Here is a 26,235-nt window from a genome sequence, read left to right on the forward strand (position 1 = left end):
CGGGCAGGCGGGCCCGTATACGGACAACACGCCGCTGACCTGCCGGTCGTGGCGTGCGCGACACTCTACGGGCAGCCGGGGGCCCTGCACACCAGCCGCCCTCTACCCAGTGGTAATAGCGGTCTGGCAAGCTGCGTCCATGTGCGCTGCCGCCGCTGAACGGGCCCGGTACGACCGGGCCACCGCCCATCTCGAAGCCCCCGTGGCGATTGTCGACCTGGAAGCCTTCGACGACAACGCACGCGATCTGGTCCGCCGGGCGGGAGGGAAGCCGATCCGCGTCGCCAGCAAATCGGTGCGTTGCCGGGCGCTGTTGGAGCGGGTCCTGGCCCGCGACGGCTTCGCCGGGATCATGAGCTTCACCCTCCCGGAGTCGCTGTGGCTGGCGCGCGAGGGGTTCGACGATGTCCTGCTCGCCTACCCCTCCACCGACCGGGACGGCTTCGCCACCCTGACCGGCGACCCCAAGCTGGCGGAGGCCGTGACCGTCATGGTGGACGACCTCGCCCAGCTCGATCTGATCGACAGCGTTCGCGCCGGGACCGAAGAGGTCCGGATCTGCCTGGAGTTGGACACCTCGCTGCGGATGCTCGGCGGGCGGGTGCGGGTCGGGACGCTGCGCTCACCGCTGCACGAACCGGAGCAACTGGCCGAGCTGGCGCGGGCGATCGCCCGCCGCCCCGGCTTCCGGCTGGTCGGGCTGATGGCGTACGAGGGACATGTGGCGGGCGTGGGCGACGCGGTGCCCGGGAGTCCGCTGCGCTCGCGCGCCGTCCGGCTGATGCAGCGCGTGGCGCGCCGGGAGCTCGCGGCGCGCCGGGCCGAGGCGGTGCGCGCGGTGCGGGCCGTGGCGGACCTGGAGTTCGTCAACGGCGGCGGTACGGGCAGTGTGCAGCACACCGCCGCGGAGGACGCGGTGACCGAGATCGCCGCCGGTTCCGGGCTCTACCAGCCGCGCCTCTTCGACCACTACACCTCCTTCCGCGGCCGCCCGGCGGCCCTGTTCGCCCAGCCGGTGGTGCGCAGGCCCGGGGTGGGCGTGGTGACGGTGCTCGGCGGCGGCTATCCGGCGTCGGGCGTGGCGGGCCGGGACCGGCTGCCGGTGCCGTATCTGCCGGAGGGGCTGGTGTACGACTCGATGGAGGGGCCGGGCGAGGTGCAGACCCCGCTGCGGGGCACGGCCGCCGACGATCTGCTGATCGGCGACAAGGTGTGGTTCCGGCACGCCAAGGCCGGTGAGCTGTGCGAGCGGTTCGACACGCTGCGGCTGATCGAGGAGGACCGGGTGGTGGCCGACGCGCCCACGTATCGGGGCGAGGGCCGGACGTTCCTCTGAAGGGCCCCTTCGGGCGCCCTTCGCGGCTGGATGGACCGGGCCGTCAGATGGACCGGCCGTCGCCCGCCAGCGCCTCGATGCCCTTGACGATCTTGTCCATGTCGCTGAGCGGCGGCGCCTTGTCGCTCATGTCGAATCCGAAGCGGACCACGACCATCGTGTCCGGCATGGTGGGCGAGGGGAAGGCCACCGACTGCACGATGCCGTCGTCGCCCTTCTTCGTCACCACCTTCCAGCGGACCAGATAGCCCTCCTTGCCCGCGACCTCGACCTCCGACGCCTTCAACTGCTCGTGGGAGGTGATCCCGCCGTACGCCTTGCGGTCGGTGTTCTGGTCGGTGCCATAGGACTCCTCGGCGTTCTGCGCGATGTCCTCCTTGGCTATGCCCTTGGCGGAGGTGGCCTTGTAGCCCTCGGCGGTCCGGGAGAAGGCGCCGCCGCGCACACAGTCGGTGGACGGGTCGCCCGGGCAGGGGTAGCGGGAGGTGGTGACGCCCGCGCCGCCGGAGCTGCTGCGCCCCGCCTGCCAGCCGGTGAGCACCGGCAGGCTGATGCCGTTGCCCGGGTCCGGGGCGGTGTTCGGGTCGTAGTCGGGTGGTGTGCCGGGGGTGCCGGTGGGCCCGTCGGAGGGGCCGTCCGGGACGTCCGGGACCGGGTCGCCGCCGTCGTCCGGTGCGGAGGTGCTGGGGGCGGGCCCGGTCTGGGCGGCGTTGCCACCGTCGTCATCGCCGTCGCCCAGCAGCACGATGCCGCCGACGATCGCGGCGACGACCACGCCGACCGCGACGGAGAGCGCCGCGATCCTCGGCCCGCGGCCCCGGCCCCCCTGCTGCCCTGGCAGATAGGGGGGCATCGGCGGCGGGCCGAAGGCCAGGTCCGCGGCGCCCGAGGCATCACGGGTGTACTCGGTCCAGGCGGAGCCGTCCCACCATCGCTCCATGGCGGGGCCGTTACCTGCGTAGCCGGGATCGGGGTACCAGCCGGGGGGCGTGTTCATGGTCACTCGGTCAGCCTATGGCCAGGGCTGGGGTCCGTACACCGCGGATGGCCGGACTACGCACCCGGACTACAACGGCGTGACATATGCCCCGGCGATCCCGCCGTCCACGAGGAACTCGGCGGCGTTGACGAAGGACGCGTCATCGCTGGCCAGGAAGGCCACGGCGGAGGCGATCTCGGCCGGCTCGGCGAACCGGCCCACCGGTACGTGCACCAGTCGGCGCTGGGCCCGCTCCGGGTCCTTGGCGAACAGCTCCTTCAGCAGCGGGGTGTTCACCGGCCCCGGGCACAGCGCGTTGACCCGGATGCCCTCACGGGCGAACTGCACGCCCAGTTCACGGGACATGGCCAGCACCCCGCCCTTGGAGGCGGTGTAGCTGATCTGCGAGGTGGCGGCGCCCATCACGGCCACGAAGGAGGCGGTGTTGATGATGGAGCCCCGGCCCTGCCGCCGCATGTACGGCAGCGCGGCCTTGCAGCACAGATAGACGGAGGTGAGGTTGACCTCCTGGACCCGCTTCCAGGCGTCGAGTCCGGTGGTGAGGATCGAGTCGTCGTCGGGCGGGGAGATCCCGGCGTTGTTGAACGCGATGTCCACCGAACCGTAGGTGTCGAAGGCGGTCTTGAAGAGCGCCTCGACCTGCTCGGGGTCGGTCACGTCCACGTGGACGTAGAGCCCGCCGACCTCGTCGGCCGCGGCCTTGCCCGCGCTCTCGTCGATATCGGCACAGACGACGTGCGCGCCCTCGGAGGCGAGGCGGCGCGCGGTGGCCAGGCCGATACCGCTGCCGGCTCCGGTGACGACGGCGGTACGGCCCACCAGACGGCGGCACACGGGGGTCTCGGTCACGTCACTGCTCCTCGGTGCTGATGAAGACGTTCTTGGTCTCGGTGAAGGCGGCAAGGGCGTCGGGGCCCAGCTCCCGGCCCAGGCCGGACTGTTTGTAGCCGCCGAAGGGGGTGGCGTAGCGCACGCTGCTGTGCGAGTTGACGGACAGGTTCCCGGCGGCGACGGCGCGCGAGACCCGCACCGCGCGGCCCACGTCCCGGGTCCAGATCGAGCCGGACAGGCCGTAGTCGGTGGCGTTCGCCAGCCGTACGGCGTCGGCCTCGTCCTCGAAGGGGAGGACGACGGCCACGGGGCCGAAGATCTCCTCCACGGCGGCGCGGTCCCCGGGGCCGGTGGCCTCCAGCACGGTGGCCGGGTACCAGAACCCCTTGCCCTGCGGGGCGTCCCCGCGGATCGCGGCGGGCGCGTCCTCGGGTACGTAGGACCGTACGCGCTCGCGCTGGGCGGCCGAGATCAGCGGGCCCATGGCGGTGGCGGGGTCGGCCGGGTCGCCGACCGCGAAGGAGGTCACGGCGGGCGCCAGCAGCTCCATGAACCGGTCGTAGACGGATGCCTGGACCAGGATGCGGCTGCGGGCGCAGCAGTCCTGTCCGGTGTTGTCCAGGAAGGAGCCGGGCGCCGAGGCCGCGGCGCGCTCGATGTCGGCGTCGGCGAAGACGATGTTCGGGCTCTTGCCGCCGAGTTCGAGGGTCACCCGCTTCACGCCCGCGGCGCATGTGGCCATGATCTGCTTGCCGACGGCCGTGGAGCCGGTGAAGACGACCTTGGCGATGCCGGGGTGCTCGACCAGCGCGGCGCCCGCGACCGGCCCGGCCCCGGGCAGCACCTGGAACAGCCCCTCGGGAAGGCCCGCCTCCAGGGCGAGTTCGGCCAGCCGGAGCGCGGTGAGCGGGGTGGTCTCGGCCGGTTTGAGGACCACGGCGTTCCCGGCGGCCAGGGCGGGCGCGGTGCCCCAGGCGGCGATCGGCATGGGGAAGTTCCACGGCGCGATGACCGCGACCACGCCGAGCGGCTCATGGAAGGTGACGTTCAGACCGCCGGCCACCGGGATCTGGGCTCCGCTCAGCCGCTCCGCTCCCCCGGCCGCGTAGTCCAGCAGATCGCGCACATTGCCCGCCTCCCAGCGGGCGTTGCCGATCGGATGGCCCGCCTCGCGGACCTCGAGGGCGGCCAGCTCCTCGATCCGCCCGTCCACGACGGCGGCGAAGCGGCGCAGCAGCCGGGCCCGGTCGGCGGGCGCGAGCGCGGCCCAGCCGCGCTGCGCCTCGGTGGCGCGGGCGACGGCGGCGGCCACATCGCCCGGGGTGGCGGCGGGGACGGTGGCGATGACCTCCTCGGTGGCCGGGTTGAGGATCTGGTGCTCATGGGGGTGGTCGTCGGGGTGCTGCTGCGGGTACTCGTTCAGCGACTCGTTCACCTGGTGGTTCCTCACATGCGCTCGAAGGACCGGAAGCGCTCCCAGTCCGTGACGGCGGTGTCGTAGGCGTCCTGCTCCACGCGCGCCATGTTGAGGTAGTGCTCCACCACCTCGTCGCCGAAGGCGTCCCGCGCTATGGGGCTGTTCCGCCACAGCTCGGCGGCGTCGCGCAGCGAGGTGGGCACCTGCTCGGCGCCGCCGGTGTAGGCGTTGCCGGTGCAGACCTCGGGGAGCTCCAGCTCCTTCTCGACGCCGTACAGCCCGGCGGCCACCATCCCGGCCACGGCCAGGTACGGGTTGACATCGCCGCCCGGCAGCCGGTTCTCCAGCCGGTGGGAGGGGCCGTGGCCGATGACGCGCAGCGCGCAGGTGCGGTTGTCCGGGCCCCAGGCGACGGCGGTGGGCGCGAAGGAGCCGGGGCGGAACCGCTTGTAGGAGTTGATGTTCGGGGCGTAGAGCAGGGTGAACTCGCGCATCGCCGCGATCTGCCCGGCGAGGAAGTGGCCCATGGTCTTCGACATGCCGTACGGGCCCTCGTCGTCGGCGAGCACCGGGTGCCCGGACTCGTCGCGCAGCGAGAGGTGGATATGACAGGAGTTGCCCTCGCGCTCGTCGTACTTGGCCATGAAGGTGAGCGCCATGCCCTCCTGGGCCGCGATCTCCTTGGCGCCGGTCTTGTAGACGGCGTGCTGATCGCAGGTGGTCAGGGCGTCGGCGTAGCGGAAGGCGATCTCGTGCTGGCCGAGGTTGCACTCCCCCTTGGCCGACTCGACGGTCATCCCGGCGGCGCCCATCTCGTTGCGGATGCGGCGCAGCAGGGGCTCGACCCGGCCGGTGCCGAGGACGGAGTAGTCGACGTTGTACTGGTTGGCGGGGGTCAGCCCGCGGTAGCCGGCGCTCCACGCGTGCTCATAGCTGTCCTTGAAGACCATGAACTCCAGCTCGGTGCCGGTGTACGCGGTCCAGCCGCGCTCGGCGAGCCGGTCGAGCTGACGGCGCAGGATCTGGCGCGGGGAGGCGACCACCGGGCTGCCGTCGTGCCAGGCGAGATCGGCGGTGAGGAGGGCGGTGCCGGGGTTCCAGGGGGTGCGGCGCAGGGTGGCGGTGTCGCCGTGCATGGCGAAGTCGCCGTAGCCGCGCTCCCAGGAGGACATGGCGTAGCCGTCGACGGTGTTCATCTCGGTGTCGACGGCGAGGAGGTAGTTGCAGCCCTCGGTGCCGTGTGCCAGGACGTCGTCGAGGAAGAAGCGGGCGGCGAACCGCTTGCCCTGGAGCCTTCCCTGCATATCGGTGAAGGCCAGGACGACGGTGTCGATCTCCCCGGCGGCGACCAGTCTGGTCAGCTCGTCGACCGAGAGCGGGGGCGTGCGGTCTGCCACGGTGGGCCTCCTGCGTCGGGGAGTTTCGGGGAGTTCGAGGTAATGGGGGGTGCGGGGCTCGGCGGAGTGCGGGAGATTCGGGGAGCCCGCGGGTCCGGGGAGGGGCCAGAGGCGCGGGTGGGCCTTAAGGTAGTACCGCAGACCATTGATTGGGAAGTAGGTGCGGACGGTTCGATGAGCGAGAGCGGGAGTGGGCCCGGGAGCGCGGCGGACGACCGGCTGGCGCCGGTGCTGCGCCCGGTGCGCGCGGGGAACGGCTTCGAGGAGGCGCTGGAGCAGATACTCCAGGTGCTGCGGCTGGGGCTGGTCCCCGACGGCGGCCGGCTCCCGGCCGAGCGGGAGCTGGCCGACCGGCTGCGGATCAGCCGGGTGACCCTGCGCGAGGTGCTGAAGGTGCTCCAGGACCAGGGTCTGGTGGAGAGCCGCCGCGGCCGCTATGGCGGCACCTTCGTCCGGGCCAGGCCCGAGCCCGCCGTGGGCGGCGAGGACGAGCTGCGGCGCCGGGTCGAGGCGGTCGACGTCGAGGACACCCTTCGGTTCCGCGAGGTCCTGGAGGTGGGCGCGGCGGGGCTGTGCGCCGCGCACGGGCTCGGCGACGGGCAGGCGCGGCGGCTGCGGGCGGCCCTGGACGCGACGCGGGACGCCCCGCTGGCCGACTACCGCCGGCTGGACACGATGCTCCACCTCACGCTCGCGGAGCTGGCGGGCTCACCGTCGCTGGCCGCCCAGTACGCGGCCGTCCGCGCGACCGTCAACGACCTGCTGGACTGCATCCCGCTGCTGGTGAAGAACCTCGAGCACTCCCAGGCCCAGCACGGGGCGATGGTGGAGGCGGTGCTGGACGGGGACGCGGACGGGGCGCGCGAGGTGATGCGGGAGCACTGCGAGGGCACGGCGGCGCTGCTACGCGGCTTCCTGATCTGACGCGACCCCTTGTCCCGGCCCGGCCCCTTCTCCTGGCCCGGCCCAGCCCTCCGGGCAACGGCTCCTTAACCACGGTTTTACGCAGAGGTCTTGCGCATCGCCGACCGGAAGGCAAAGGTATGGCCCCACACCTTTGCCATCGCCCCCTCGTGTGGACCAGGAGCCCCCATGGCCGACGGTAGCGAATCCGCCCGCACCCAATCCGCCCCCGCCTCCGTCGACGGCGCCCCACCGGGCGGCGCCGCCGCACCGTCCCCCGAGGACGCGTATCTGGAGCGCCGCACCCTGCGCCGCGGCAGCGCCGGGCCGCTGCTGCTGACCGGCCTCGGCGTCGCCTATGTCGTCTCCGGCGACTTCTCCGGCTGGAACTTCGGCCTGGCGGAGGGCGGTTTCGGCGGTCTCGCCATCGCCGCCCTGCTGATGGGCCTGATGTACGCCTGCATGGTGTTCGCCCTGGCGGAGCTGGCCGCGATCCTCCCCACGGCGGGCGGCGGCTACGGCTTCGCGCGGCGCGCCCTCGGCCCCTGGGGCGGCTTCCTCACCGGTACGGCGATCCTCATCGAGTACGTCCTGGCCCCCGCCGCCATCTCCATCTTCATCGGCGACTACGTCGAATCGCTCGGGCTCTTCGGCCTGGAGTCCGGCTGGCCGGTCTATCTGGCGTGTTTCGCCATCTTCATCGGCATCCATCTGTGGGGCGTGGGCGAGGCCCTGCGGTTCAGCCTGGTCGTGACCGCCATCGCCGTCGCCGCGCTGCTGATCTTCGCCGTCGGCGCCTTCACCGACTTCGACGCGGACTCGCTCAACAACATCCCGGTGGACCATTCGGCCTTCGGCGCCGGCTCCTGGCTGCCGTTCGGGCTGCTCGGCATCTGGTCGGCGTTCCCCTTCGGCATGTGGTTCTTCCTGGGGGTGGAGGGGGTGCCGCTCGCGGCGGAGGAGACCCGGGACCCGGCCCGTACGCTGCCGAAGGCCATGGCCTGGTCCATGGGCATCCTGCTGCTCCTCGCCCTGGTCACCTTCCTGGCGGCGACGGGGGCGCGCGGTCCGGGCGCCGTACAGGACGCGGGCAATCCGCTGGTCGAGGCGCTCCAGCCGGGCGGCAAGGCGACGGTGCTCTCCCGCATCGTCAACTACGCGGGTCTCGCCGGGCTCGTGGCCTCCTTCTTCTCCCTGATCTTCGCCGGTTCGCGGCAGCTGTTCGCCCTCTCCCGGGCCGGCTATCTCCCCCGCTTCCTCTCCCTGACCAGCAGCCGCAAGGCCCCGTTCCTCGGCCTGCTGGTCCCGGGCGCCATCGGCTTCGCCCTCGCGGCGTGGACCGGCGACGGCGCCCGAATGCTCAACACCGCGGTCTTCGGCGCCACCATCTCGTACGCCCTGATGTCGCTCTCCCATATCGTCCTGCGCCGCCGCGAACCGGGTCTGGAGCGTCCCTATCGCACCCCGGGCGGCACGGTGACGTCGTCCATCGCCTTCGTCCTGGCCTGCTCCGCGCTGGTGGCCACCTTCCTGGTGGACAAGGACGCGGCCTTCATCGCGCTCGGCGTCTACGCTGTGGCGCTGGCCTACTTCGCCTTCTACAGTCGGCACCGCCTGGTGGCGGCCGCGCCGGAGGAGGAGTTCGCCGCGCTGGCGGAGGCCGAGGCGGAACTGTCCCGCGACTGAACACCCTCCCGTGAGCGCTGTCCGGCGACCGAGAACCGTCCGTGACCGAGCCCGAGCCGCAACAGATCCTCGAAGATCGGAGTCCCCGGTGTCCAAGCCCCTGATCGGCGTCAGCACCTATCTCGAACCCTCGGCGAGCTGGGGCGTGTGGAACCTCCCCGCCGCGCTGCTGCCCGCGGGCTACCACCGGCTCGTCCAGCGGGCGGGCGGACTGGCGGCGATGCTGCCGCCGGACGAGGACCCGGCCGCCGCCGCGGGCATGGTCTCCCGCCTCGACGGCCTCGTCATCTCCGGCGGCCCGGATGTGGAACCGGTGCGCTACGGGGCCGAGGTGGATCCGCGCACCGGCCCGCCCGCGCGGGAGCGTGACGCCTGGGAGCTGGCCCTGATCGACGCGGCCCTGGCGTCGGGCACTCCCCTGCTGGGCATCTGCCGCGGCCACCAGCTGCTGAACGTCGCCCTCGGCGGCACGCTCCTCCAGCATCTGGACGGCCACTCGGGCACGCCCGGGGTCTTCGACCACCACGAAGTGAAGCCGGTCCCGGGCACGCTCCTCGCCGGGATCCTCCCGGACCCGGTGACCGTCCCCACCTTCCACCACCAGTCCGTGGCCCAGCTGGGCAAGGGCCTGACCCCCTCGGCCCACGCCGCCGACGACGGAACGGTGGAGGCGGTGGAGCTGCCGGACGCGGAGGCGCTGGTGCTGGGCGTCCAGTGGCATCCGGAGGCGGGCGACGACGTACGGATCATGCGCGCCCTGGTGGAGGCGGCGTCGGGCTGAGACTCGGTCTCGGGCCGAGGCCAGGGCTGCTCAGCCCAGCTTGAGCAGCAGTTCGGTGAGTTCGGCGGGCATGGTGATCATGCAGTCGTGGCCGGTCTCCAGCTCCCACACCTGGGCCGGGGTGCCGTTGGGCTGGATCGCGGGGACGGGCCGCCGGGAGAAGCCCTCCGGCACATTGGCGACGCAGTGGATATGCGTCCGCGGGATCGCGTTCGCGGCCGGGTTGTCCAGCCGTACCGGCTGCTGGAGGCAGCGCACCGGCTGATCCGAGAGCATCGACCGCAGCCACTCCACATCCGCCGGTTCGGTGACCCCGAACAGGCCCCAAGACGGCTCCATTCCGGCCAGGGGCGGAATCCGCCAGCCGCTCTCGGACGCCAGGGCGTGGTCGATCATGGCCTGGGTGAAGGGCATGACATCCGCCGCGCTCTCGCCGTGCTCCGGGACCATCGCGTCGAGATAGACCAGGTTCGCGATCCGTTCCGGGAGCTGGTTGGCCGCGGACGAGATGACCAGCCCGGCATAGCTGTGCCCGACGAGCACCACGTCGGTGAGGTCCTCTTCGGTGATCAGCCGGACGATGTCGTCGACATGCGTATCCAGCCCCACCTCCGGGCCCGCCAGATGCGCCGTGTCGCCGTAGCCGGTCAGCGTCGGCGTCAGCACCCGATGCCCGGCCGCCGTCAGCAACGGGACCACGCGCTCCCAGCACTGCCCACTGTGCCAAGCACCGTGCACCAGCAGATATGTCGACATAGCCGTACTCCATCCCCACACCAAATAAACGGGACACTGTCCCGGTTGAAGATATGGGACAGTGTCCCGCTTAGCAAGCGGGGACCGGTGGAGCGGTCAGGAGTTGATCTCGTACGGGTCGCCGTAGACCTGCCACTTCAGCGGGGGCGTCAGGTCGAAGTTCTTCTCGTCGAGGAACTTCCGCTGCTCGGTGTCGACCCGGCTGGTGTCGCTGTGTGCCTCCTCGCTCTTCATGGCCTCCACACGGGCGTCGAGGAAGGCGTTGAGGTACGTGGTCTCGTCGCCGCCCTGCGCCGGGGGCTTGGCCTTGGACAGCGCGGTCTTACGGATGCCCCCGAAGCTGTACTGGCTGTCGCCGGGGCCGTGCATCACGATCGCGTCGTAGTAGATGAACTGGCCGAGCGCGCCCAGACCGTCGCTCTTGCCCTGCTCGACGGCCGGGTTGAAGTAGACGCGGTCGCGCTCGTGCTCCTGGGCGTCCTGGAACGCCTTGTCGCCGGCGGCCTTCTTCCAGTCCTGGGTGAAGTTCGGGTCGAGGCCGTCGTGGGAGTCGCTGCCGTCGACCTCGCGCAGCGCGGGGAGGTACTTGGCCAGGACGTTGTCGGGCTTCTGCTGGGTGTAGTACTCGACGAGTTCCAGCATGTCGCCGGTGCCGGAGCAGAATCCGATGATGCCCGCGGTGTAGCCGCGGCCGTCGCCGATGTCCTCGATGTACTCGAACTGGGCGCGCCAGTCGAGCGAGGAGTTCTCGGCACTGGAGACCAGCTTCATGGCGATCTCCTTCTTCGCCGGGTCGTCCAGGTCGCTCGCCGCGACGGCCTTGTGCGCCGAGTGGTGGCGGACGTCCGACGAGGACGGCAGGTGGTCGGACGCCTGCCCGACTCCGACGCCGGTGAAGACGAGCGCGGCGGGTACCGCGACGGCCACCGCCGCGAGGCCGATCCTCCTGGGCATGGGGGACATGGGGACTCCGTTCCTTGTCGACTGTGGGGGAAGTGCGCGCGATCACTTCAGGGCGCACCGGGGCAGCCCCGGACCCTGAGGCGATCCGTTAGGAACCTTTCCTAACCATTCAAGCGAGCACGTCGTGTCCACCACAAGGGTTTCGACGCCATTCGCCGCCGATCAACACCGATCAGCGCCGATCGACAAAGAAGCCCCGTGTCGATCCGCCCCGGAACGGGCGGTACCAACCGCCTTGTTACGACTGGGGTATGGGCATCGCGGGGTCCGCGCCCGCTCCGGTCGCCCCCTTCGCCCCGGACGCACCGGCGGCGGCCGTCGGCTCCACCGCGCCCTCGGCCCGGGCCGGCGCCTCCCGCACCGGGCGCGCCGCGATCGCCCGCCACCACGGCTCCAGCGGCAGCCCGCGCGCCGGCTCGAACGGCTGGCCCGGACGCGGAACGGCCACACTGGCCCCGGTCACCTCCGCCGCCGTCACCGTACCCTCGGCGGGCTCCTCCCACGGATGCGGGGCGAGGTTGAAGGTGCCCCAGTGGATCGGCAGCATGATCCCCTTCGCCGGGTCCCCGCCCTGGAGGTCGAGGTGGGCGCGCATGCCCTCCTCGGGCGTCATATGAATGTCCGGCCAGTAGTCGGAGTACGCACCGATCTGGATCATGGTCGCGTCGAACGGCCCGTGCGCCGCGCCGATCTCCGCGAAACCGGGGAAGTAGCCGGTGTCCCCGCTGTGGTAGATCCGGTGGCCGGAGCCGGTCACCACCCAGGAGGCCCACAGGGTGTGCTGGGTGTTGCGCAGCCCGCGACCGCAGAAGTGGCGGGCGGGGGTGGCGGTGAGCGTGAGCCCTGCGACCTCGGTGGACTCGTTCCAGTCCAGCTCGGTCATCCGGTCGGCCGGGACGCCCCAGCGCTCCAGATGGGCGCCGACCCCGAGCGGGACGACGAACATCGCGTGGCTGCGCACCAGCCCCCGGATCGTGGGCATGTCCAGGTGGTCGTAGTGGTCATGGGAGATGACCACCGCGTCCACCGGCGCCAGCTCGCGCAGCGGCACCGGCACCGGGTGCAGCCGCTTGGGCCCCACCATCGAGAAGGGCGAACAGCGCTGCCCCCAGACGGGGTCGAACAGCACCCGCCGCCCGTCGATCTCCGCGAGCACGCTGGAGTGCCCCATCCAGGTCAGCCGCAGCCCGGAGGCGGGCGGGGTGGCCAGATCGGCGACGGTGGTGGGGTGCACCGGCACGGTCCCGGCCGGGGCCCTGCGGACTCGCTCTTCCTTGCGGAAGTAAGTGGACGCGAACTTCAGCATCGAGCCGGAGGGAACGGTGCGGGCGCCCACCGGGTTGACGAACACACCGTTCGCGAAGTTCGGCGACCGTCGGATGCGCTCCATCCGCTCCCCACCGGGATCCGCCCCGAAGGCGGCGGGGCGCAGGGCGGCGGTGAGCCGGGAACGTGTCGGATGGGAGCCGGTCACGAATCCTCCAGGGTGAGAGGGCGGGGCGGCCCGACGAACGGTCCCGTCGGGCTGCAATGACACAACTCTTACGAGGGGTGACCTTGTTCCGGATCGCGGCGCCCGGCCGAGGAGGCGGAAGAGGCGGGAGAGGCCGAGGAGGCGGAAGAGGCCGAGGAGGTGGAAGAGGCGGAGGAGGCCGAGGAGAAGGACAACACCAGGTGGTCCTCCAGCGGGCGGTAGCCGAGGCGCTGGTAGAGGGCGTTGCTGGTGGGGTTGGCGACATCGGTGAAGAGCAGGATCTCCTTCACCCCGGCGTCCCTCGCGGCCCGGCTCACGGCGGCCGTGGCGGCGCCCGCGTAGCCACGTCCGCGCAGCTCGGGCGGGGTGTAGACCAGGGCGACCCGGGCCATCTCCGCGACCGTACGGGTGATCCCGGCGCAGGCCACCGGCCGGCCGTCCAGCTCCCACAGGGTGATCCCGCCGTGGGCCAGCTTGTCGTCCACCAGCGCGGCGACATCGCCCCTCAGCGCGCCGGTCTCGCGGGCGAACCCCTCGCACCAGGTGATCAACAGATCGCGGTCGGCGGTGGTGGCGGTCCGCGGCCGCCCCGGCGGGGCGGGGTCGGGCGGGGTGAGGCCATCGAGCCAGTAGAGCCGGTGGGCCTGCTCGACGCCGCTCACCGCACCGGTGAGCGCCTGCCAGGCGGTGGCGAAGGTCTCGGCGGTCTCGCGCCCGGCGTTCACCCCGGTGATCTGCCGCTCACCGTCCCGGGCGAGGGTGCGGGCGAGCTCCCGGGCCGCCTCGCCGGTCAGCTCGGAGAGCAGCGGGGGGTAGGGCGGAGTGCACAGGAACGCGCCCTCCACCGGGCCCGCCCCGGTCCACCAGCCGTAGACCGGCGGCTGGTCGCCGTATCTGCCGCTGCCCGCAGCCACCAGGGAGGAGACGACTGTGAGCAAAGTGGTGTGCCGGGCCGGGCGGGCGCGCAGAAAGCCGCCCGCCGCGGCCCGGAACTCCTCGAGGTCGTACGTCACCGTCCACGCCATGTGCTCAAGGCTGGCGTGCGGCGGCGGAGCGGCGCACCTCAATTTCCTAGCTTCCGACCGGATGGCCGCTCACCGCATGGCAGCTGACCGGATGGCCCCAACGGCCGATCAGCACCGATCAGCTGCCGATCATCAGCCGGTCAGCAGCTGAGGTTGGAACCGGGGGTGGTACCGAGTATCTGGACGAACCGCTGGTAGGCGTCGATCCGGCTCTGCACCTGGCCGGGGTTGCCGCCGTTGCACTCGATGCTGCCGTTGATGCTGCGGATGGTCTCGCCGAAGCCCCGCTGGTTGACCATGGCGTCGTGCGGGGTCATCGAACCGGCCCCGGACTGGGTGTTCCAGAACCACAGCGCGGTCTTCCAGGACACCGCGGCGTCCTGCTCCACCAGCCAGGGGTTGCCGAGCAGATCGATGCCGAGGGCGTCGCCCGCGGCCTTGTAGTTGAAGTTCCAGCTGAGCTGGATCGGCCCACGGCCGTAGTACGCCGCCTGGCCCGCGGGGCAGCCGTAGGGCTGGCTCGAGTCGCAGTAGTGCGGGTAGTTGGAGGTGTTCTGCTCCACGATGTGGACCAGGCCGCCGGTCTCATGGTTGACGTTGGCCAGGAAGGCCGCCGCCTCCTGCTTCTTGACGGTGTCGCTGCCGGTGTTGGCGAAGCCGGGGTACGCGCTCAGGGCGTCGGTCAGGCCCTGGTAGGTGTAGAAGGAGTTCCGGTTCGGGAACATCTGGTTGAACTGCGCCTCGCTCACCACGAAGGCGGCCGCCTGCTGATCCACGGAGGCACAGGACTCCTCCGCCACCCCGTTCGGGTGGGCGCACACCGCCTGGGCGGTCGTCCCCGCCGCCGAGGCCGAGGCCATGGGCATGACAAGGACACTCGCGCACACCGCCGCGGTCGCCGCGAGCGGTGCCAGAACACGTCGGTTCCACATGAGGCCGATCTCCTTCGTGTGGGGGGCTCGGAACTCTGAGGGACACTCAAGCGGGTTGGTCTATACCAGTCAAGGTATAGACCAAACCTTTGTGCCCGGATGAGCAATTGAGCGGAACCGGAACCGCCACCGGATCGGGAATCAGGTCTCACGCTCGGGGTGGTAGGCGTCGGCGTCCACGCGGTCCGGGGTCAACTCCCCCAGCCGCCTGAGGAGTTCCGCGGGCACCGGCATGCCCCGCCACGCGTACAGCGCGAAGCCGTCGGGGAAGGCGAGCGCGGGGCCGTCGCCGCGGTCGAGGCGGCCCGCCTCGTCGCGGTGCAGCTCCACCGGGCGCTCCGCGACGATCACGGCCTTCTCGTACGGCCACCACCAGCCGGCGGCGCGGGCGACCGCGGCGACACCGGCCAGCGGATCGGACTCCGCCTCGTCCGCGACGGCCGCCGGCCAGGGCGCGTCATGCTGCCCCAGCACCGCGTCCAGCAGGGCGAGCCGGACGGCCGTCCCCTGGTCCGAGTCCACCCCGACCGACCTCAGTACTTCTGTCGGCCGCCCGGGTAACGGACCGGCCGACGGCACTCCGGCGCATTCGCAGGCGCGGGTTCGTCGCCGAGCGCATAACACAAGGCGGCGTGCAACTGCTCCGCTTCCACCACCGTCAGCACCAGCGACGCCGAAGACACGCGACCGGGCTTGAGAACGTGAAGCGGCAGTTCAAGCAGACCGCCTTCCCCAGAGCGCAGACCACGCCCCGGTGCCGGACCGACCCGCCAGCCTCTTGACGCCTCACTCATCCCGCCCTCTCCTCCGTCTGAGCCGATCCGTCGCTCTCGGCCTCCTTGGGCACCGGGAGACGCCCGCCGCGACTCTCCGCGATCCGGAGCGCGTCTTGCAGCGCTTCGATCAGGCGATTCGAGAGGTAGCGGAGCTCTCGGGTGTCTGTCTTCCGGTCGCCGAGCATCAGGCGGGCATGACCGATGACTTCAGTGCCCATCTGAAGCTGAACCGCTTCCATCTCGTCAGCCAGTTTCGACAGGTAGCCCTCACTGTCCGCATCCGAGACCAGATAGCACCGTTGCCCTGCGGGACCGGACCACGGCAGCAAACGAGGCCGCGCACTCATCGCTCCACCGCCCGCGTGCTGGAGCCAACGCCCCCGCGTCGCGACCGTCGCTCATGCCCGACCACATACGGCCGTGACAGCCAGCCCACCAATCGAGCCGTACTCTTCCGCACGTTGACGCTCCTTTCCTGCGTTGGCCACGCCCCCGGACGTTCGCCCGTCGCGGAGGTCTTGTACGAAGCGACCGCCTACACAGTCGGGGGTCGGTGGCATCGATGCGATACGCACGGCGTATAGCTCGGACGTATCGTCAATCTCATGGCTAATGGCGAACCATGGGTTGATGCCCGTCTACGGGCAGCGTGGGCATCAGAAGACTGGGCGGCGATCTTTCGTGAGTACCGACGCGCGGCCCGAGTCTCACAGCTCACCCTTGGATCGCTTGTGGGCATGCCGCAGTCTCACGTGTCCCTGATCGAGAACAGAAAGCGGAGAGTCACCAGCGCCGATGTCATCACCCGCATCGCGGAAGGGCTTCAAGTGCCAGACGAATTGCGCGGACTGCCAGAGCGCCGAGAGTCCCTTTCAGCTTCTTGGGGCCCTGACCCTGAATTGAGCGATCGCATCGTGCATGCTCGTCGGACCGGACGTATCGACGTCCGATCTGCCGATTGGATCGCTCGCGTACTTGCCGAGCACCGCCGAGCCGAAGATGAGGTTGGCGGGAAGGATCTCTGGCCCGTCGTTCGGTCTCAACTCGATGCCGTTACCGCACTCTTGCCGGGGGCCTCCGGTGCAGTCGCTGACAAGTTGCTCGTGCTTGCCGCTGAACATGCGCACTGGCTCTCGTGGGTCGCTGCTGGGGAGGGGCAGCGGGGACCCTCGCTAGCGTGGCTGGACCTGGCCTACGGCTGGTCACTCGACGCAGGATCAGCAGATATGACCTCGTGGCTCACACGTGTACGGTCGTACTACACACTGAACCATGGCGACCCGGTACGAGCCCTACGGACGGCCGAAATCGCGCAGCAGACCCCCGGTGGCCTCTCCCCTGCGACAGCTTCCATCACCGCACATGCGACTGCCTTGGCAGCGGCTGCGGTCGGGGAGCGGGACCGAGCACGCCGACTCGCTGAACGGGCCTATGGCTTCGCACTGCAAATCCCGGCTGCCGAGGAACGGCCAGGCTGGTTGTACTGGCTCAGCCCAGTTCGGGCAAGGCTTCTGTTGGGCGAGGCCGCATACGCGGCACGTGACTGGTCAACCGCCGTCAGCGCCTTTGAGGAGAGCCTAGTGGAGCTGGAAGGCTATCCACGCGATCACGCCTACTACAGCGCTCAGCTGGAAGACGCCCGCAAGCGAGCCTGACAGGGCCGTTGCATTTTACGCAACGGTCTTCCGAGGCGGTTCTTAACACGTGCTCAGCGATGTATCGCTTTCCGTATAAGACCGCCCACCGGCCGCTCGCGGAGCATCCCGCGCTGCGTGAGCTGTGGGCGGCCGACCCGAAGGACGCGCTGGCGTTATATCTGCGCATCCCCTTCTGCGGCCGGCTGGACGGCCGAGGCCGACCCCGCGACGCTCCCGCTCTTCGGCTACAGCCGCCATCCGCACCGAAGCGCCGGTCTGCCATGCAGAACCGGCGCCTCGGTGATCTCGGTGGACGGCGACGGCACGGTGCGCCGCTGCCATTTCGTCCCTACCGAGCTGGGCAATCTCTACGACGGGTCGTATCGCGCGGCGCTACGGCCCCGTCCCTGTCCGCTTGCCGTCTGCGACTGCCATATCGGCTATGTGCATCTGGAGTCGCTTCCGCTGTACGACGTGTTCGCGGGCGGTGTGCTGGAGCGCGTCCCGGCGCCGCCCCCGCCGGGCGCTTCGTGGTCGGTCGGTCACACTGCTTCCCCCTCGATCCCCCTGTGGTCACGATGAGCGTCACAGAGCCGGACGTCACAGAAACAGAAAATCCGCGTCCCCGGCCTTGGCCCCCTGGATGAAGCGTTTCATCTCCAGATGGGTGTAGATCAGGGCCGGTCCGTCCGGATCGGTCGACTGGCGCAGCGCCACCCGCCCGTCCGTCAGTCTCATCGCCTCGACGCAGCTTCCCCCGTTGCCGCCGCTCCATGGCTTGTGCCAGCCCTCGCTGCCGAGTTCCCTGGCCGGCATGCCGCTGTAGACGCGGCGGTTCCCGCATATGCGATCCATCGTTCAGATCTCCTTGCGAATGCGACTCAGAATGGCCTGAGTCGTCTGTGCAGGCGCGGCTTGCGCGCACATCCGGTCCAGGGCCTCCAGGAACGCCGATACATCATCGCGCTGGTCGAAGTAGGAGCCGCTGACGAGCGTCTCCGTATACGCGATATCGGGCAGCTCCGGGATCGGGAACCGGAAGATATGGAAGGGACCGTACATCGCCGGGTGCGGGCCGGCGTCGAACGGCATGATCTGCAACCGGATATGAGGGGCCTCGGCCTCCTCGATCAGCCGGGTGATCTGGGCACGCATGGTCTCGGCGCCGCCGATGGGGCGGCGCACCACGGTTTCGTCCATGACCACCCACAGCATCGGCGGGTTGTCCCGGGTGAGCAGGGCCTGCCGTTCCATACGGAGGGCGACATTGCGCTCGATCTCCGTCTCGGGCGCATGCGGCATGCCCGCGCGGAGCACCGCGCGGGCGTAGTCCTCGGTCTGGAGCAGCCCGGGAATGTAGTGCGGCTCGTAGGCCCGGATCAGATTGGCCTCGACCTCGAGGCTGACGAAGGTGTTGAACCACTCCGGCAGGACGTCACGGAACCGGTGCCACCAGCCGGCCTTGTTGGCCTCGCGCGCGAGCGAGAGGAACCCTTCGACCTCTTCGGGGTCGGCGACGCCGTACGTCCGCAGCAGCTTCTCGACGTACGGGAGCTTCAGGCCGACCTCGGCCTTCTCCATCCGGCGGATCGTGGCATGGGTGACGTCCAGTGCGCGCCCGGCCTGTTCGAACGACAGCCCGGCCTTCTCCCGAAGGTCCTGGAGCCGTTTTCCGAGCACGACTCGCAGGACGGTCGGGGCTCCGCCCGCCCGCGCATCCGCCACTACCGTCCCCCTCCAAGTACCTTCACGACACAGCAGTCTGGCATGGGCTCAGCATTCCGAACAGCCTGCGCTTGCGATTCTGTAATTTACAGATTGAACCTTGCCATACGCGAGCGTGACAGAGCATAGTGTCGGCGTGGCTCCTTCCTATGAGGCTCTCCGGTTAGGGCGCGGCGGCATCGTGGTCGCTCCGCCCCGCCACGACGTGTTTCGTCTTCCGGCGCTGAGCACGTCCGTCGGCGAGGCGAGAAGGCATGTCGTCCGGCGGCTGCGCTCATGGGGCATCGACCAGGACACCCTGGACAGCGCCGAGTTGATCGTCTCCGAGCTGTTCACCAACGCGGTGCGCCACACCTCCAGCGAGGAGGTTCGCTGCTCGCTCCAGCTCATAGGCACCCGGCTGCGGCTCGAAGTGGCCGACCAGGGGTGCGCGCGTACGGTGCCGGAGGCCCGCTCGGTGAGCGCGGACCAGGAGGGCGGCCGTGGGCTGATGCTGGTGGAGGCCCTCTCCGAGGCATGGGGGGTCAGGCCGAACCAGGGGGGCGCCGGCCGCGCGGTCTGGGCGTATCTGGCGGTCTCGGTCTAGCGGTACGGCGACGACGCGACGTACGAGCGGTGCCGAGGGAATAGGGGCAGCGACAGCGCACCAGGTGGTCGACCGCGGGGCGCCAACGGGGGTCTGCCCCTATTCCTCCGGGACCGCTTCGGGTCACGGAACGTTCAGTGCCGCAGCGGCAGCAGATTGGGCCGCTTGGGCTCCACATGGTCACCCGACGACTCTCCGCGCAGCCGTCGGCCGATCCAGGGCACCAGATATTCGCGCGCCCAGTGGATGTTGTCCCGGCGCACCTCGGCCGCGGTGCGCTGGCCCTCCGGGGGCCAGGGCTGATCGGGGTCGGCGGGGACGTCGAGCCCCAGCACCTGACCGGCCCTCAGCGCGACCCGGGTGTGACCGTCCGGCGACAGATGCAGCCGGTCGGCGTCCCAGGCCCGGCGGTCCTGCACCGAGCGCAGCGACCACAGGTCGAGCACCGGGCAGCCATGGCGGTCGGCGATCGCCCGCACATGCGCCGTATACGTGGCGATCTTGCCCCGTAGATGGCGCAGCACCGGCACCCCTCTGGTGTCGAAGCCCGTGCACAGCAGCACCGTGCCCACCTGCGCCCGGAGGTCGGCGACGGCCGTCTCATAGCGCTCGGCGACATCGTCGGGGTCGCTGCCGGGCCGCAGGATGTCATTGCCGCCCGCACAGAAGGTGACCAGATCCGGGCCGAGTTCAATGGCGCGCCGCACCTGCTCAGCCACAATCTGGTCAAGGAGTCGACCGCGTACGGCCAGATTGGCGTAGCGGAAATCGTCTTGGGGTCGTTGGTCGGACAGCAGGACCGCGAGCCGGTCGGCCCAGCCGACGAACACCCCATCAGGACCGGGGTCGCCGACGCCCTCGGTGAAGCTGTCGCCGACGGCTGCGTACGACCCGATGGAACCGTTGCTGAATCTCTCCTTATCGTCTGCCACGTCGGGACATCATTCACCCGATGGCGTGACTTACGCCACCGTAACCAGGGCTTGACGTGGGGTGATCTATCCCACCTGGTCAGTTTCGGCAAAGGCGGAATAGGCAGAACACGGCGGCGCCGAGGTCGCCGGAGGTCCACAGCCGGTCGGTCGGGCCGGCATGCCCGGATCGATCCGGCCACCACCCCCGAGCAGGGCCGGAAGGCCACCCGATGCCCGCGTTCCCGCGAGGCCGATTGCCTGTTGCACCCATGTCGTAGGGTCAGCTTCAGCCGCCTGTCGACGAGCCGCGTCGGCGGCCGATCGTGAAGGAGAGCCCGTGCCGCAGCAGTCCCAGTCGCCGCAGGTCCCCCAGGCCGAAACACCCCTGGTGGGGGTACGCAACTTCCGTGATCTCGGTGGACTGCCGGCTGCCGACGGCCGCCGCGTACGCCCGGGTGTGCTGTTCCGCAGCGGCCATCTCGCCCATGCCACGGAGGCGGACACGGCCTTCCTCGACGCACTCGGACTGCACACCATCTTCGACTTCCGCAATGCCGCCGACATCAAGCTGGAGGGCCCGGACGTCACGCTCCGCGGGGTCCGGAACGTCAATCTGCCGCTGTCCGACCCGGCCGACGGCGCCGGGTTCTGGACGATGGTGCGCGAGGGCGATCTGAAGACCCTGCGCGAGCTGCTCTCCGAGGGCCGGGCCGAGAAGCGCATGATCGGCTCCTATCGCTCCATCATCACCACCCGGCTGGTCGAGCACGGCCGGATCCTCAGCGATATGGCGGAGGACAGCTCACCGGTGCTGATGCACTGTTCGGCCGGAAAGGACCGGGCCGGGCTGTCCATCGCGGTGACCCTGCTGGCCCTCGGAGTCGACCAGGAGACCATCGAGGCCGACTACCTCGAATCGGCCGCCGCCCACCGCCGCTACAAGATCTGGCGCAAGGGCGATCCTTCGGACAGCTCCGACCCCATGTCCCCCGAGGTCATGGCGCTGCTGCTGCCGCTCTTCGACGCCCGCGCGGAATATCTGGCGGCGGCCTTCGCGACCATCGAGGAGACCTGGGGCGGCACCGAGCGCTATCTCGCCGAGGGGCTCGGCCTCGACCCCGAGCGGCGCGAGCGGCTGCGGGAGCGGCTGCTCACCGGCTGACGGCGCGCCCGTGAGCAGGTGAGCCCGTGAGCAGGTGAGCCCGTAGGGCCCTGGAGCCCTACGGGTTCACCACATGGTGGCGGGCCCGGCCTCGGGCTCGGTGACCCACCCCGCCGTCAGCACCAGACCGCTGGCGCGGTGCACGGCCAGGAAGCCGAACGGCCGCTCGTACCGCACACTGATCAGCTTGGCCGGGCGCCGCGGCGGCGCCGAGCCGGGGGCCAGGGAGAACGCGGTCACCGCCGCCGCCCAGAAGCCCTCCGCGCTGAACGAGGCGGTGATGGACTGCTCTCCGGAGGACAGCGCCAGCGCGGCGGGGCTGATCCCCGGGAAGTGGCCGCGCGAGGCGTCCTGGGCGGTGCGCAGCCCGAACAGCCCGGCCCTGCGCAGCAGATCGTGCCGCGCCCGCACGGTGAACCGCGGGGTGGTGAGCGCCATCCGGGGCGTGGGGTCCCGGCTCGGGACCTCCATGACCCGGACCCCGGGCCCCGCCTCACCGGGCGGCAGCGCCGAGCCGGGCCGCCCCTCGTACCGCCCGGCCACCGCGCCGATCCCGGCCTCCAGCACCTCGCCGCCGGGAACGCCCTCGGCGCCGAGGACCAGACGCACATCCAGTCCGTTGCCGCCCGCGACCCCGGAGAGGGTGAGCGGGCCGGCCGGGGTGTCGGGGACGACCCGCAGCGCCCCGTCGAGGTCCTCCGTGAACCGGGTGAGCCCGGCCAGCGACCGGTCCCGCCACGGTCCGCTCCTCGGCACCAGCGGGCCCGGCCGGAACGGCTGTACCCAGTCGGTCCGCACCGTGAGCGCTCCGGCCAGCACCAGCAGGGTGGCGGGGGTGAGCGGCACCGGCATCTCGGTGATCGCGCCCCGGGTGCGCCGGGACGCCCAGGCGTCCAGCTCCTTGCGGTCGCGCTCACCGTCCCCGGTCAGCGTGGCGCGTACGCCCGGCGGCAGCGCGGCCTCCCACCCGGACCGGATCGGCAGGTCCCGACGGGTCCACAGCCCGGTGGCCGCCTCGACGCCGGCCATGCCGTCCAGCGCCCCGAGCACCTCTCCGCCGAGCGCCGTCGCCGCGTCCGCGCCGACGCCCAGCGCGCCCTCCAGCTCCTGGCGGACGGGGCCGCCGGCACCGCCCGCGAGCAGGGCCAGCAGCGGCCAGACCCCGGCGGCGGCGAGGACCGTGCCCTCGTCCGCCACGGCCGCCCGCGCCCACCTCGCCGTCATCGCGTTGACGGCCCGTACGGCGGTCGCGTCGATCATGCCGGTCCCCCATCGGTCAGCGGTTGGCCACCGCCTGTTTGACGAGAGTGCGGCCGAACTCCCACATCAGGCCGCCGCCCTCGTGCGCGTCGTCCATGACCGCTGTGAACGCCTCGACGAAACGGTCCACTTCCCGCTCGCCGATGATCAGCGGCGGAATCAGCTTAATGACCTCCAGATGGTCGCCGGAGACCTGGGTGAGGATGCGATGGCGGCGCAGCAGCGGTACGACGACCATCTGCGCGAACAGCCCCTTGCGCGCGGTCTGGAGCATCGCCCACCGGCTGCGCAGCCCCAGTGAGCTGGGTCGGCCGAACTCGATGCCGATCATCAGCCCCCGGCCGCGGACGTCGTGCAGCAGCTCGTAGCGGTCCACGAGCGCGGCGAGGCGGTCGCGCAGCAGCTCACCGGTGCGGCGGGCGTTGGCCACCACCTCCTCGTCCTCCATGACGGCGAGGACCGCGAGCCCGGCCGCCATGGCCTGGGCATTGGAGCCGAAGCTGGCGGAGTGGACCAGCACCCGGTCCATCGAGGAGTAGACCCGTCTGAAGATCCAGTCCTTGCCGAGGGTCGCGCCGACCGGCACATAGCCCCCGGAGAGTGCCTTGGCCACGCACACCAGATCCGGTTCGACACCGTCCTCGTGCTGGTAGGCGAAGAAGTCCCCGGTGCGGCCGAGGCCGGTCTGCACCTCGTCCACGATGAGCAGGGCCTTGTGGCGGTGGAGCAGCTCCTGCGCGGCGCGCAGGAAGCCGGGCGGGGTCTCGTGCACCCCCTTGCCCTGGATGGGCTCCACCACGAACCCCGCCACGTCCCCGCGCGCCAGCTCCCGCTCCAGCGCGTCGAGGTCGCCCATCTCGATCGCGGTGTCGGGCAGCAGCGGGGCGAACCCCTTGCGGAAGCCGTCCTCGCCGTTGACCGACAGCGAGCCGGTGGTCAGCCCGTGGAAGGCGTGGGCGCAGTACAGGACGCGCGGCTTGCCGGTCACGAAGCGGGCGAACTTCAGGGCGGTCTCGACGGCCTCGGTGCCGCTGTTGCCGAAGAAGACCCGGTCCAGATGGGGGGCGTGGGCCAGCAGCCGCTCGGCCAGCAGACCGGGCAGCGGCTGGCAGTCGAAACGGGTCAGATCGGCCAGGTCGGCGTCCAGGACGTCGTGCAGCGCCTTGCGGACCACGGGGTGGTGGCGGCCCAGGCCCATCACCCCGAAGCCGGCGAGCATATCGAGGTAGTCCTGGCCCTCGTCGTCCCAGAAGTACGCGCCCTCGGCCCGTTCGTAGACCTTGTCGAAGCCGATGGTGTGCAGCATCCGGGGCAGCTGGTGGTTGAGGTGCCGGGTGTGCAGGTCGTACCGCTCCGACGCCCGCTCGGCCAGGAGCTTGCCCAGGTCGAAGCCCGAACGCCGCTGCTGCTCGGCTGCTGTCATGCCTGGCTCTCCTTGGCGGCTGCGGTACGGCCCCCGGCGGCGGTACGGGCCCCGGCAGTGGCGCCCGCCCGCTCCGGGCGGGCCGCGTCGATACGGGTCAGGGCCGCCCCGATCCGGCCCGCGATCTCGGCGGGGGTGAGCCCGATGTCGGCGAGCACCTCACCGCGCTTGGCATGGGCCAGGAACGCCTCGGGGATGCCGAACGTCCGCACCGGCAGGTCGACCTCGGCGTCGCACAGGGTCTGGGCGACCGCCGCGCCCACCCCGCCGGTGCGCACATTGTCCTCGACGACCGCCACCAGCCGGTGGCGCGCGGCGAGTCCGGGCAGCTCGGGGTCGACGGGCTTGACCCAGCGCGGATCGACCACCGTACAGCCGATGCCGCGCCCGGCCAGCAGCTCGGCGGCGCGCAGCGCGACGTCGGCCATCACCCCGGCCGCGACGAGGAGGACGTCCTCGCCCCGGCGCAGCACATCCATCCCGCCGACGCGGTCGATCGCCGGAATCGGCTCCCCCACCGACTCCTTGGGGAAGCGGATGACGGTCGGCGCGTCGGCCACGTCGATCGCCTCCCGCAGCTGGGCGCGGAGCTGGTCGGCGTCGCGCGGGGCGGCGATCCGCAGCCCCGGCACCACCTGGAGGACGGACATGTCCCACATGCCGTTGTGGCTGGGCCCGTCGGTGCCGGTGACACCGGCCCGGTCCAGCACGAAGGTCACCCCGCATCTGTGCAGGGCGACATCCATGAGCAGCTGGTCGAAGGCGCGGTTGAGGAAGGTGGCGTAGACGGCGAGGACCGGGTGGAGTCCGCCGGTGGCGAGCCCGGCCGCCGAGACCGCCGCGTGCTGTTCGGCGATGCCCACGTCCCACACCCGCTCGGGGTACGCCTCGGCGAAGCCGGCGAGGCCCACGGGGTGCAGCATGGCGGCGGTGAGGGCGACCACATCGGGCCGCTCGGCGCCGATCCGCACCATCTCCTCGCCGAACACCGAGGTCCACGAGCGGCCGCCGGAGGGGGTCAGCGGCGCGCAGGTGAGCGGGTCCATCGCGGCGACGGTGTGGAAACGATCCGCCTCGTCCTCCAGCGCGGGCCGGTAGCCCCGGCCCTTCTCGGTGAGGCAGTGGACGAGGACCGGGCCGTGGAACCGCTTGGCGCGGCGCAGCGCCGACTCGACCGCCTCGGTGTCATGGCCGTCGATGGGGCCGACGTACTTCAGCCCGAGGTCCTCGAACATGCCCTGCGGCGCGAAGGCGTCCTTGAACCCCTTCTTGGCGCCGTGCAGCGATCCGTACAGCGGCTGGCCGACCACGGGGGTGCGCTGGAGCACCTCCTTGCCCCAGGCCAGGAAGCGCTCATAGCCGTCGGTGGTGCGGAGGGTGGCGAGGTGGTTGGCGAGTCCGCCGATGGTCGGCGAGTAGGAGCGCTCGTTGTCGTTGACGACGATGACGAGGGGGCGGTCCCGGGCGGCGGCGATGTTGTTGAGCGCCTCCCAGGCCATCCCGCCGGTCAGCGCCCCGTCCCCGATGACGGCGACCACATGGTCCGTGCCCCCGCGCACCTCGTTGGCCTTGGCGAGGCCGTCGGCCCAGCCCAGCACGGTGGAGGCATGGCTGTTCTCGATGATGTCGTGCTCGGATTCGGCCCGTGACGGATAGCCGGACAGCCCGCCCTTGTGGCGGAGCTTGGAGAAGTCCTGACGGCCGGTGAGCAGCTTGTGGACGTAGGACTGGTGCCCGGTGTCCCACAGGATGCGATCGGCGGGCGAGTCGAAGACGCGGTGCAGGGCTATGGACAGCTCGACGACGCCGAGGTTCGGTCCCAGATGGCCCCCGGTCCTGGCCACCGCTTTGATCAGGAACTCCCTGATCTCCTGGGCGAGCGCGTCCAGTTCCTCACCGGTGAGCGCCTTGAGGTCGTGCGGGCCCCGGATGTTCTCCAGAAACGGCATGGTCGGTTCCCCTCCTCGGTGTATCAGCCCACGGTGACGTCCGGGGTGCCCGACGGGACCCCCTCGTCCTCCATGCGCCGCGCGATGTTCATGGCCTCGTCGATCAGGGTCTCCACGATCTTCGACTCCGGCACGGTCTTGATGACCTCGCCCTTGACGAAGATCTGCCCCTTGCCATTCCCGGAGGCAACACCCAGATCAGCCTCCCGCGCCTCACCGGGACCGTTCACCACACACCCCATGACCGCCACCCGCAGCGGAACCTCCATCCCCTCCAGACCCGCCGTCACCTGATCCGCCAG

At 70.9% G+C, this 26,235-nt stretch carries 23 protein-coding genes and 3 pseudogenes; 8 read left to right on the forward strand and 18 right to left on the reverse strand.

What is annotated here, in order from left to right:
* Positions 1 to 139: 139 nt before the first annotated feature.
* A complete protein-coding gene (locus tag AB0E24_RS28905) occupies positions 140 to 1,336 on the forward strand; it encodes an amino acid deaminase/aldolase (protein WP_069869673.1) in 1,197 nt (398 codons plus the stop codon).
* Positions 1,337 to 1,379: 43 nt separating this feature from the next.
* Here the strand turns inward: AB0E24_RS28905 and AB0E24_RS28910 are convergent, their stop codons facing one another.
* The 4 genes from AB0E24_RS28910 to AB0E24_RS28925 form a co-directional block, all read right to left on the reverse strand.
* Positions 1,380 to 2,333, reverse strand: a complete 954-nt coding sequence (locus tag AB0E24_RS28910; protein WP_359381366.1) for a DUF2510 domain-containing protein — start codon at positions 2,331 to 2,333, stop codon at positions 1,380 to 1,382.
* Between the two features lie 69 nt (positions 2,334 to 2,402).
* A complete protein-coding gene (locus tag AB0E24_RS28915) occupies positions 2,403 to 3,185 on the reverse strand; it encodes a 3-oxoacyl-ACP reductase (protein ID WP_069869671.1) in 783 nt (260 codons plus the stop codon).
* 1 nt (position 3,186) lies between these two features.
* On the reverse strand, positions 3,187 to 4,602 hold the full coding sequence (locus AB0E24_RS28920; protein ID WP_359381316.1) for an aldehyde dehydrogenase family protein: 1,416 nt from the start codon (positions 4,600 to 4,602) through the stop codon (positions 3,187 to 3,189).
* An 11-nt stretch (positions 4,603 to 4,613) separates the two neighbouring features.
* Complete coding sequence (locus AB0E24_RS28925; protein WP_359381319.1) at positions 4,614 to 5,981, reverse strand: glutamine synthetase family protein; 1,368 nt, start codon at positions 5,979 to 5,981, stop codon at positions 4,614 to 4,616.
* Between the two features lie 174 nt (positions 5,982 to 6,155).
* Between AB0E24_RS28925 and AB0E24_RS28930 the strand changes: the two genes are divergently transcribed.
* From AB0E24_RS28930 to AB0E24_RS28940, 3 genes are all read left to right on the forward strand, one after another.
* Positions 6,156 to 6,905, forward strand: coding sequence for a FadR/GntR family transcriptional regulator (locus AB0E24_RS28930; RefSeq protein ID WP_069869669.1), 750 nt, complete (start codon positions 6,156 to 6,158; stop codon positions 6,903 to 6,905).
* Positions 6,906 to 7,073: 168 nt separating this feature from the next.
* Positions 7,074 to 8,570, forward strand: a complete 1,497-nt coding sequence (gene eat / locus AB0E24_RS28935; protein ID WP_359381323.1) for an ethanolamine permease — start codon at positions 7,074 to 7,076, stop codon at positions 8,568 to 8,570.
* An 88-nt stretch (positions 8,571 to 8,658) separates the two neighbouring features.
* Positions 8,659 to 9,351, forward strand: a complete 693-nt coding sequence (locus tag AB0E24_RS28940) for a gamma-glutamyl-gamma-aminobutyrate hydrolase family protein (protein ID WP_079259590.1) — start codon at positions 8,659 to 8,661, stop codon at positions 9,349 to 9,351.
* 30 nt (positions 9,352 to 9,381) lie between these two features.
* Here the strand turns inward: AB0E24_RS28940 and AB0E24_RS28945 are convergent, their stop codons facing one another.
* The 7 genes and pseudogenes from AB0E24_RS28945 to AB0E24_RS28975 form a co-directional block, all read right to left on the reverse strand.
* A complete protein-coding gene (locus tag AB0E24_RS28945) occupies positions 9,382 to 10,107 on the reverse strand; it encodes an alpha/beta fold hydrolase (protein WP_079259589.1) in 726 nt (241 codons plus the stop codon).
* A 96-nt stretch (positions 10,108 to 10,203) separates the two neighbouring features.
* Entirely contained in the window at positions 10,204 to 11,070 is an 867-nt protein-coding gene (locus AB0E24_RS28950) for a chitosanase (protein ID WP_069869665.1), read from the reverse strand.
* A gap of 238 nt (positions 11,071 to 11,308) precedes the next feature.
* Entirely contained in the window at positions 11,309 to 12,544 is a 1,236-nt protein-coding gene (locus AB0E24_RS28955; RefSeq protein ID WP_359381327.1) for an MBL fold metallo-hydrolase, read from the reverse strand.
* 68 nt (positions 12,545 to 12,612) lie between these two features.
* Positions 12,613 to 13,569: a GNAT family N-acetyltransferase gene (locus AB0E24_RS28960; protein ID WP_359381329.1), complete on the reverse strand. Its 957-nt coding sequence runs from the start codon at positions 13,567 to 13,569 to the stop codon at positions 12,613 to 12,615.
* A 140-nt stretch (positions 13,570 to 13,709) separates the two neighbouring features.
* Complete coding sequence (locus tag AB0E24_RS28965) at positions 13,710 to 14,501, reverse strand: chitinase (protein WP_079259585.1); 792 nt, start codon at positions 14,499 to 14,501, stop codon at positions 13,710 to 13,712.
* A gap of 168 nt (positions 14,502 to 14,669) precedes the next feature.
* A pseudogene (locus AB0E24_RS28970) lies at positions 14,670 to 15,014 on the reverse strand (DUF6745 domain-containing protein); the annotation flags it as partial.
* Between the two features lie 277 nt (positions 15,015 to 15,291).
* Positions 15,292 to 15,624, reverse strand: coding sequence for a hypothetical protein (locus tag AB0E24_RS28975; protein WP_147968092.1), 333 nt, complete (start codon positions 15,622 to 15,624; stop codon positions 15,292 to 15,294).
* 258 nt (positions 15,625 to 15,882) lie between these two features.
* Between AB0E24_RS28975 and AB0E24_RS46190 the strand changes: the two genes are divergently transcribed.
* Positions 15,883 to 16,932 carry a helix-turn-helix domain-containing protein gene (locus AB0E24_RS46190; RefSeq protein ID WP_491737177.1) on the forward strand — a complete coding sequence of 350 codons (1,050 nt, stop codon included), beginning with the start codon at positions 15,883 to 15,885 and terminating at the stop codon, positions 16,930 to 16,932.
* Between the two features lie 207 nt (positions 16,933 to 17,139).
* Positions 17,140 to 17,496, forward strand: a pseudogene (locus tag AB0E24_RS28990) (STM4011 family radical SAM protein); the annotation flags it as partial.
* Positions 17,497 to 17,514: 18 nt separating this feature from the next.
* Here AB0E24_RS28990 and AB0E24_RS28995 read toward each other — a convergent pair.
* Positions 17,515 to 17,769: a DUF397 domain-containing protein gene (locus AB0E24_RS28995; RefSeq protein ID WP_069869657.1), complete on the reverse strand. Its 255-nt coding sequence runs from the start codon at positions 17,767 to 17,769 to the stop codon at positions 17,515 to 17,517.
* Between the two features lie 3 nt (positions 17,770 to 17,772).
* Positions 17,773 to 18,639, reverse strand: coding sequence for a Sco1979 family transcriptional regulator (locus AB0E24_RS29000; protein ID WP_069869656.1), 867 nt, complete (start codon positions 18,637 to 18,639; stop codon positions 17,773 to 17,775).
* Between the two features lie 136 nt (positions 18,640 to 18,775).
* On the opposite strand from AB0E24_RS29000, the gene AB0E24_RS29005 reads away from it, so the two are divergent.
* A complete protein-coding gene (locus AB0E24_RS29005; protein WP_231981214.1) occupies positions 18,776 to 19,225 on the forward strand; it encodes an ATP-binding protein in 450 nt (149 codons plus the stop codon).
* 134 nt (positions 19,226 to 19,359) lie between these two features.
* Here AB0E24_RS29005 and AB0E24_RS29010 read toward each other — a convergent pair whose 3' ends face one another.
* Positions 19,360 to 20,157, reverse strand: coding sequence for an SGNH/GDSL hydrolase family protein (locus AB0E24_RS29010; protein WP_069869655.1), 798 nt, complete (start codon positions 20,155 to 20,157; stop codon positions 19,360 to 19,362).
* Positions 20,158 to 20,476: 319 nt separating this feature from the next.
* On the opposite strand from AB0E24_RS29010, the gene AB0E24_RS29015 reads away from it, so the two are divergent.
* Positions 20,477 to 21,301: a tyrosine-protein phosphatase gene (locus AB0E24_RS29015; RefSeq protein ID WP_069869654.1), complete on the forward strand. Its 825-nt coding sequence runs from the start codon at positions 20,477 to 20,479 to the stop codon at positions 21,299 to 21,301.
* Between the two features lie 66 nt (positions 21,302 to 21,367).
* Here the strand turns inward: AB0E24_RS29015 and AB0E24_RS29020 are convergent, their stop codons facing one another.
* The 4 genes and pseudogenes from AB0E24_RS29020 to AB0E24_RS29035 all read right to left on the reverse strand — a co-directional run.
* Positions 21,368 to 22,561: a serpin family protein gene (locus AB0E24_RS29020; protein ID WP_359381336.1), complete on the reverse strand. Its 1,194-nt coding sequence runs from the start codon at positions 22,559 to 22,561 to the stop codon at positions 21,368 to 21,370.
* Between the two features lie 16 nt (positions 22,562 to 22,577).
* Positions 22,578 to 23,984 carry an aspartate aminotransferase family protein gene (locus tag AB0E24_RS29025; RefSeq protein WP_069869652.1) on the reverse strand — a complete coding sequence of 469 codons (1,407 nt, stop codon included), beginning with the start codon at positions 23,982 to 23,984 and terminating at the stop codon, positions 22,578 to 22,580.
* Entirely contained in the window at positions 23,981 to 25,933 is a 1,953-nt protein-coding gene (gene dxs, locus AB0E24_RS29030) for a 1-deoxy-D-xylulose-5-phosphate synthase (protein ID WP_347234482.1), read from the reverse strand. Before dxs ends, AB0E24_RS29025 begins: the two co-directional genes overlap by 4 nt.
* A gap of 23 nt (positions 25,934 to 25,956) precedes the next feature.
* A pseudogene (locus tag AB0E24_RS29035) lies at positions 25,957 to 26,235 on the reverse strand (flavodoxin-dependent (E)-4-hydroxy-3-methylbut-2-enyl-diphosphate synthase); the annotation flags it as partial.

This window comes from Streptomyces malaysiensis subsp. malaysiensis, assembly GCF_040653035.1.
Taxonomy (GTDB): domain Bacteria; phylum Actinomycetota; class Actinomycetes; order Streptomycetales; family Streptomycetaceae; genus Streptomyces; species Streptomyces malaysiensis.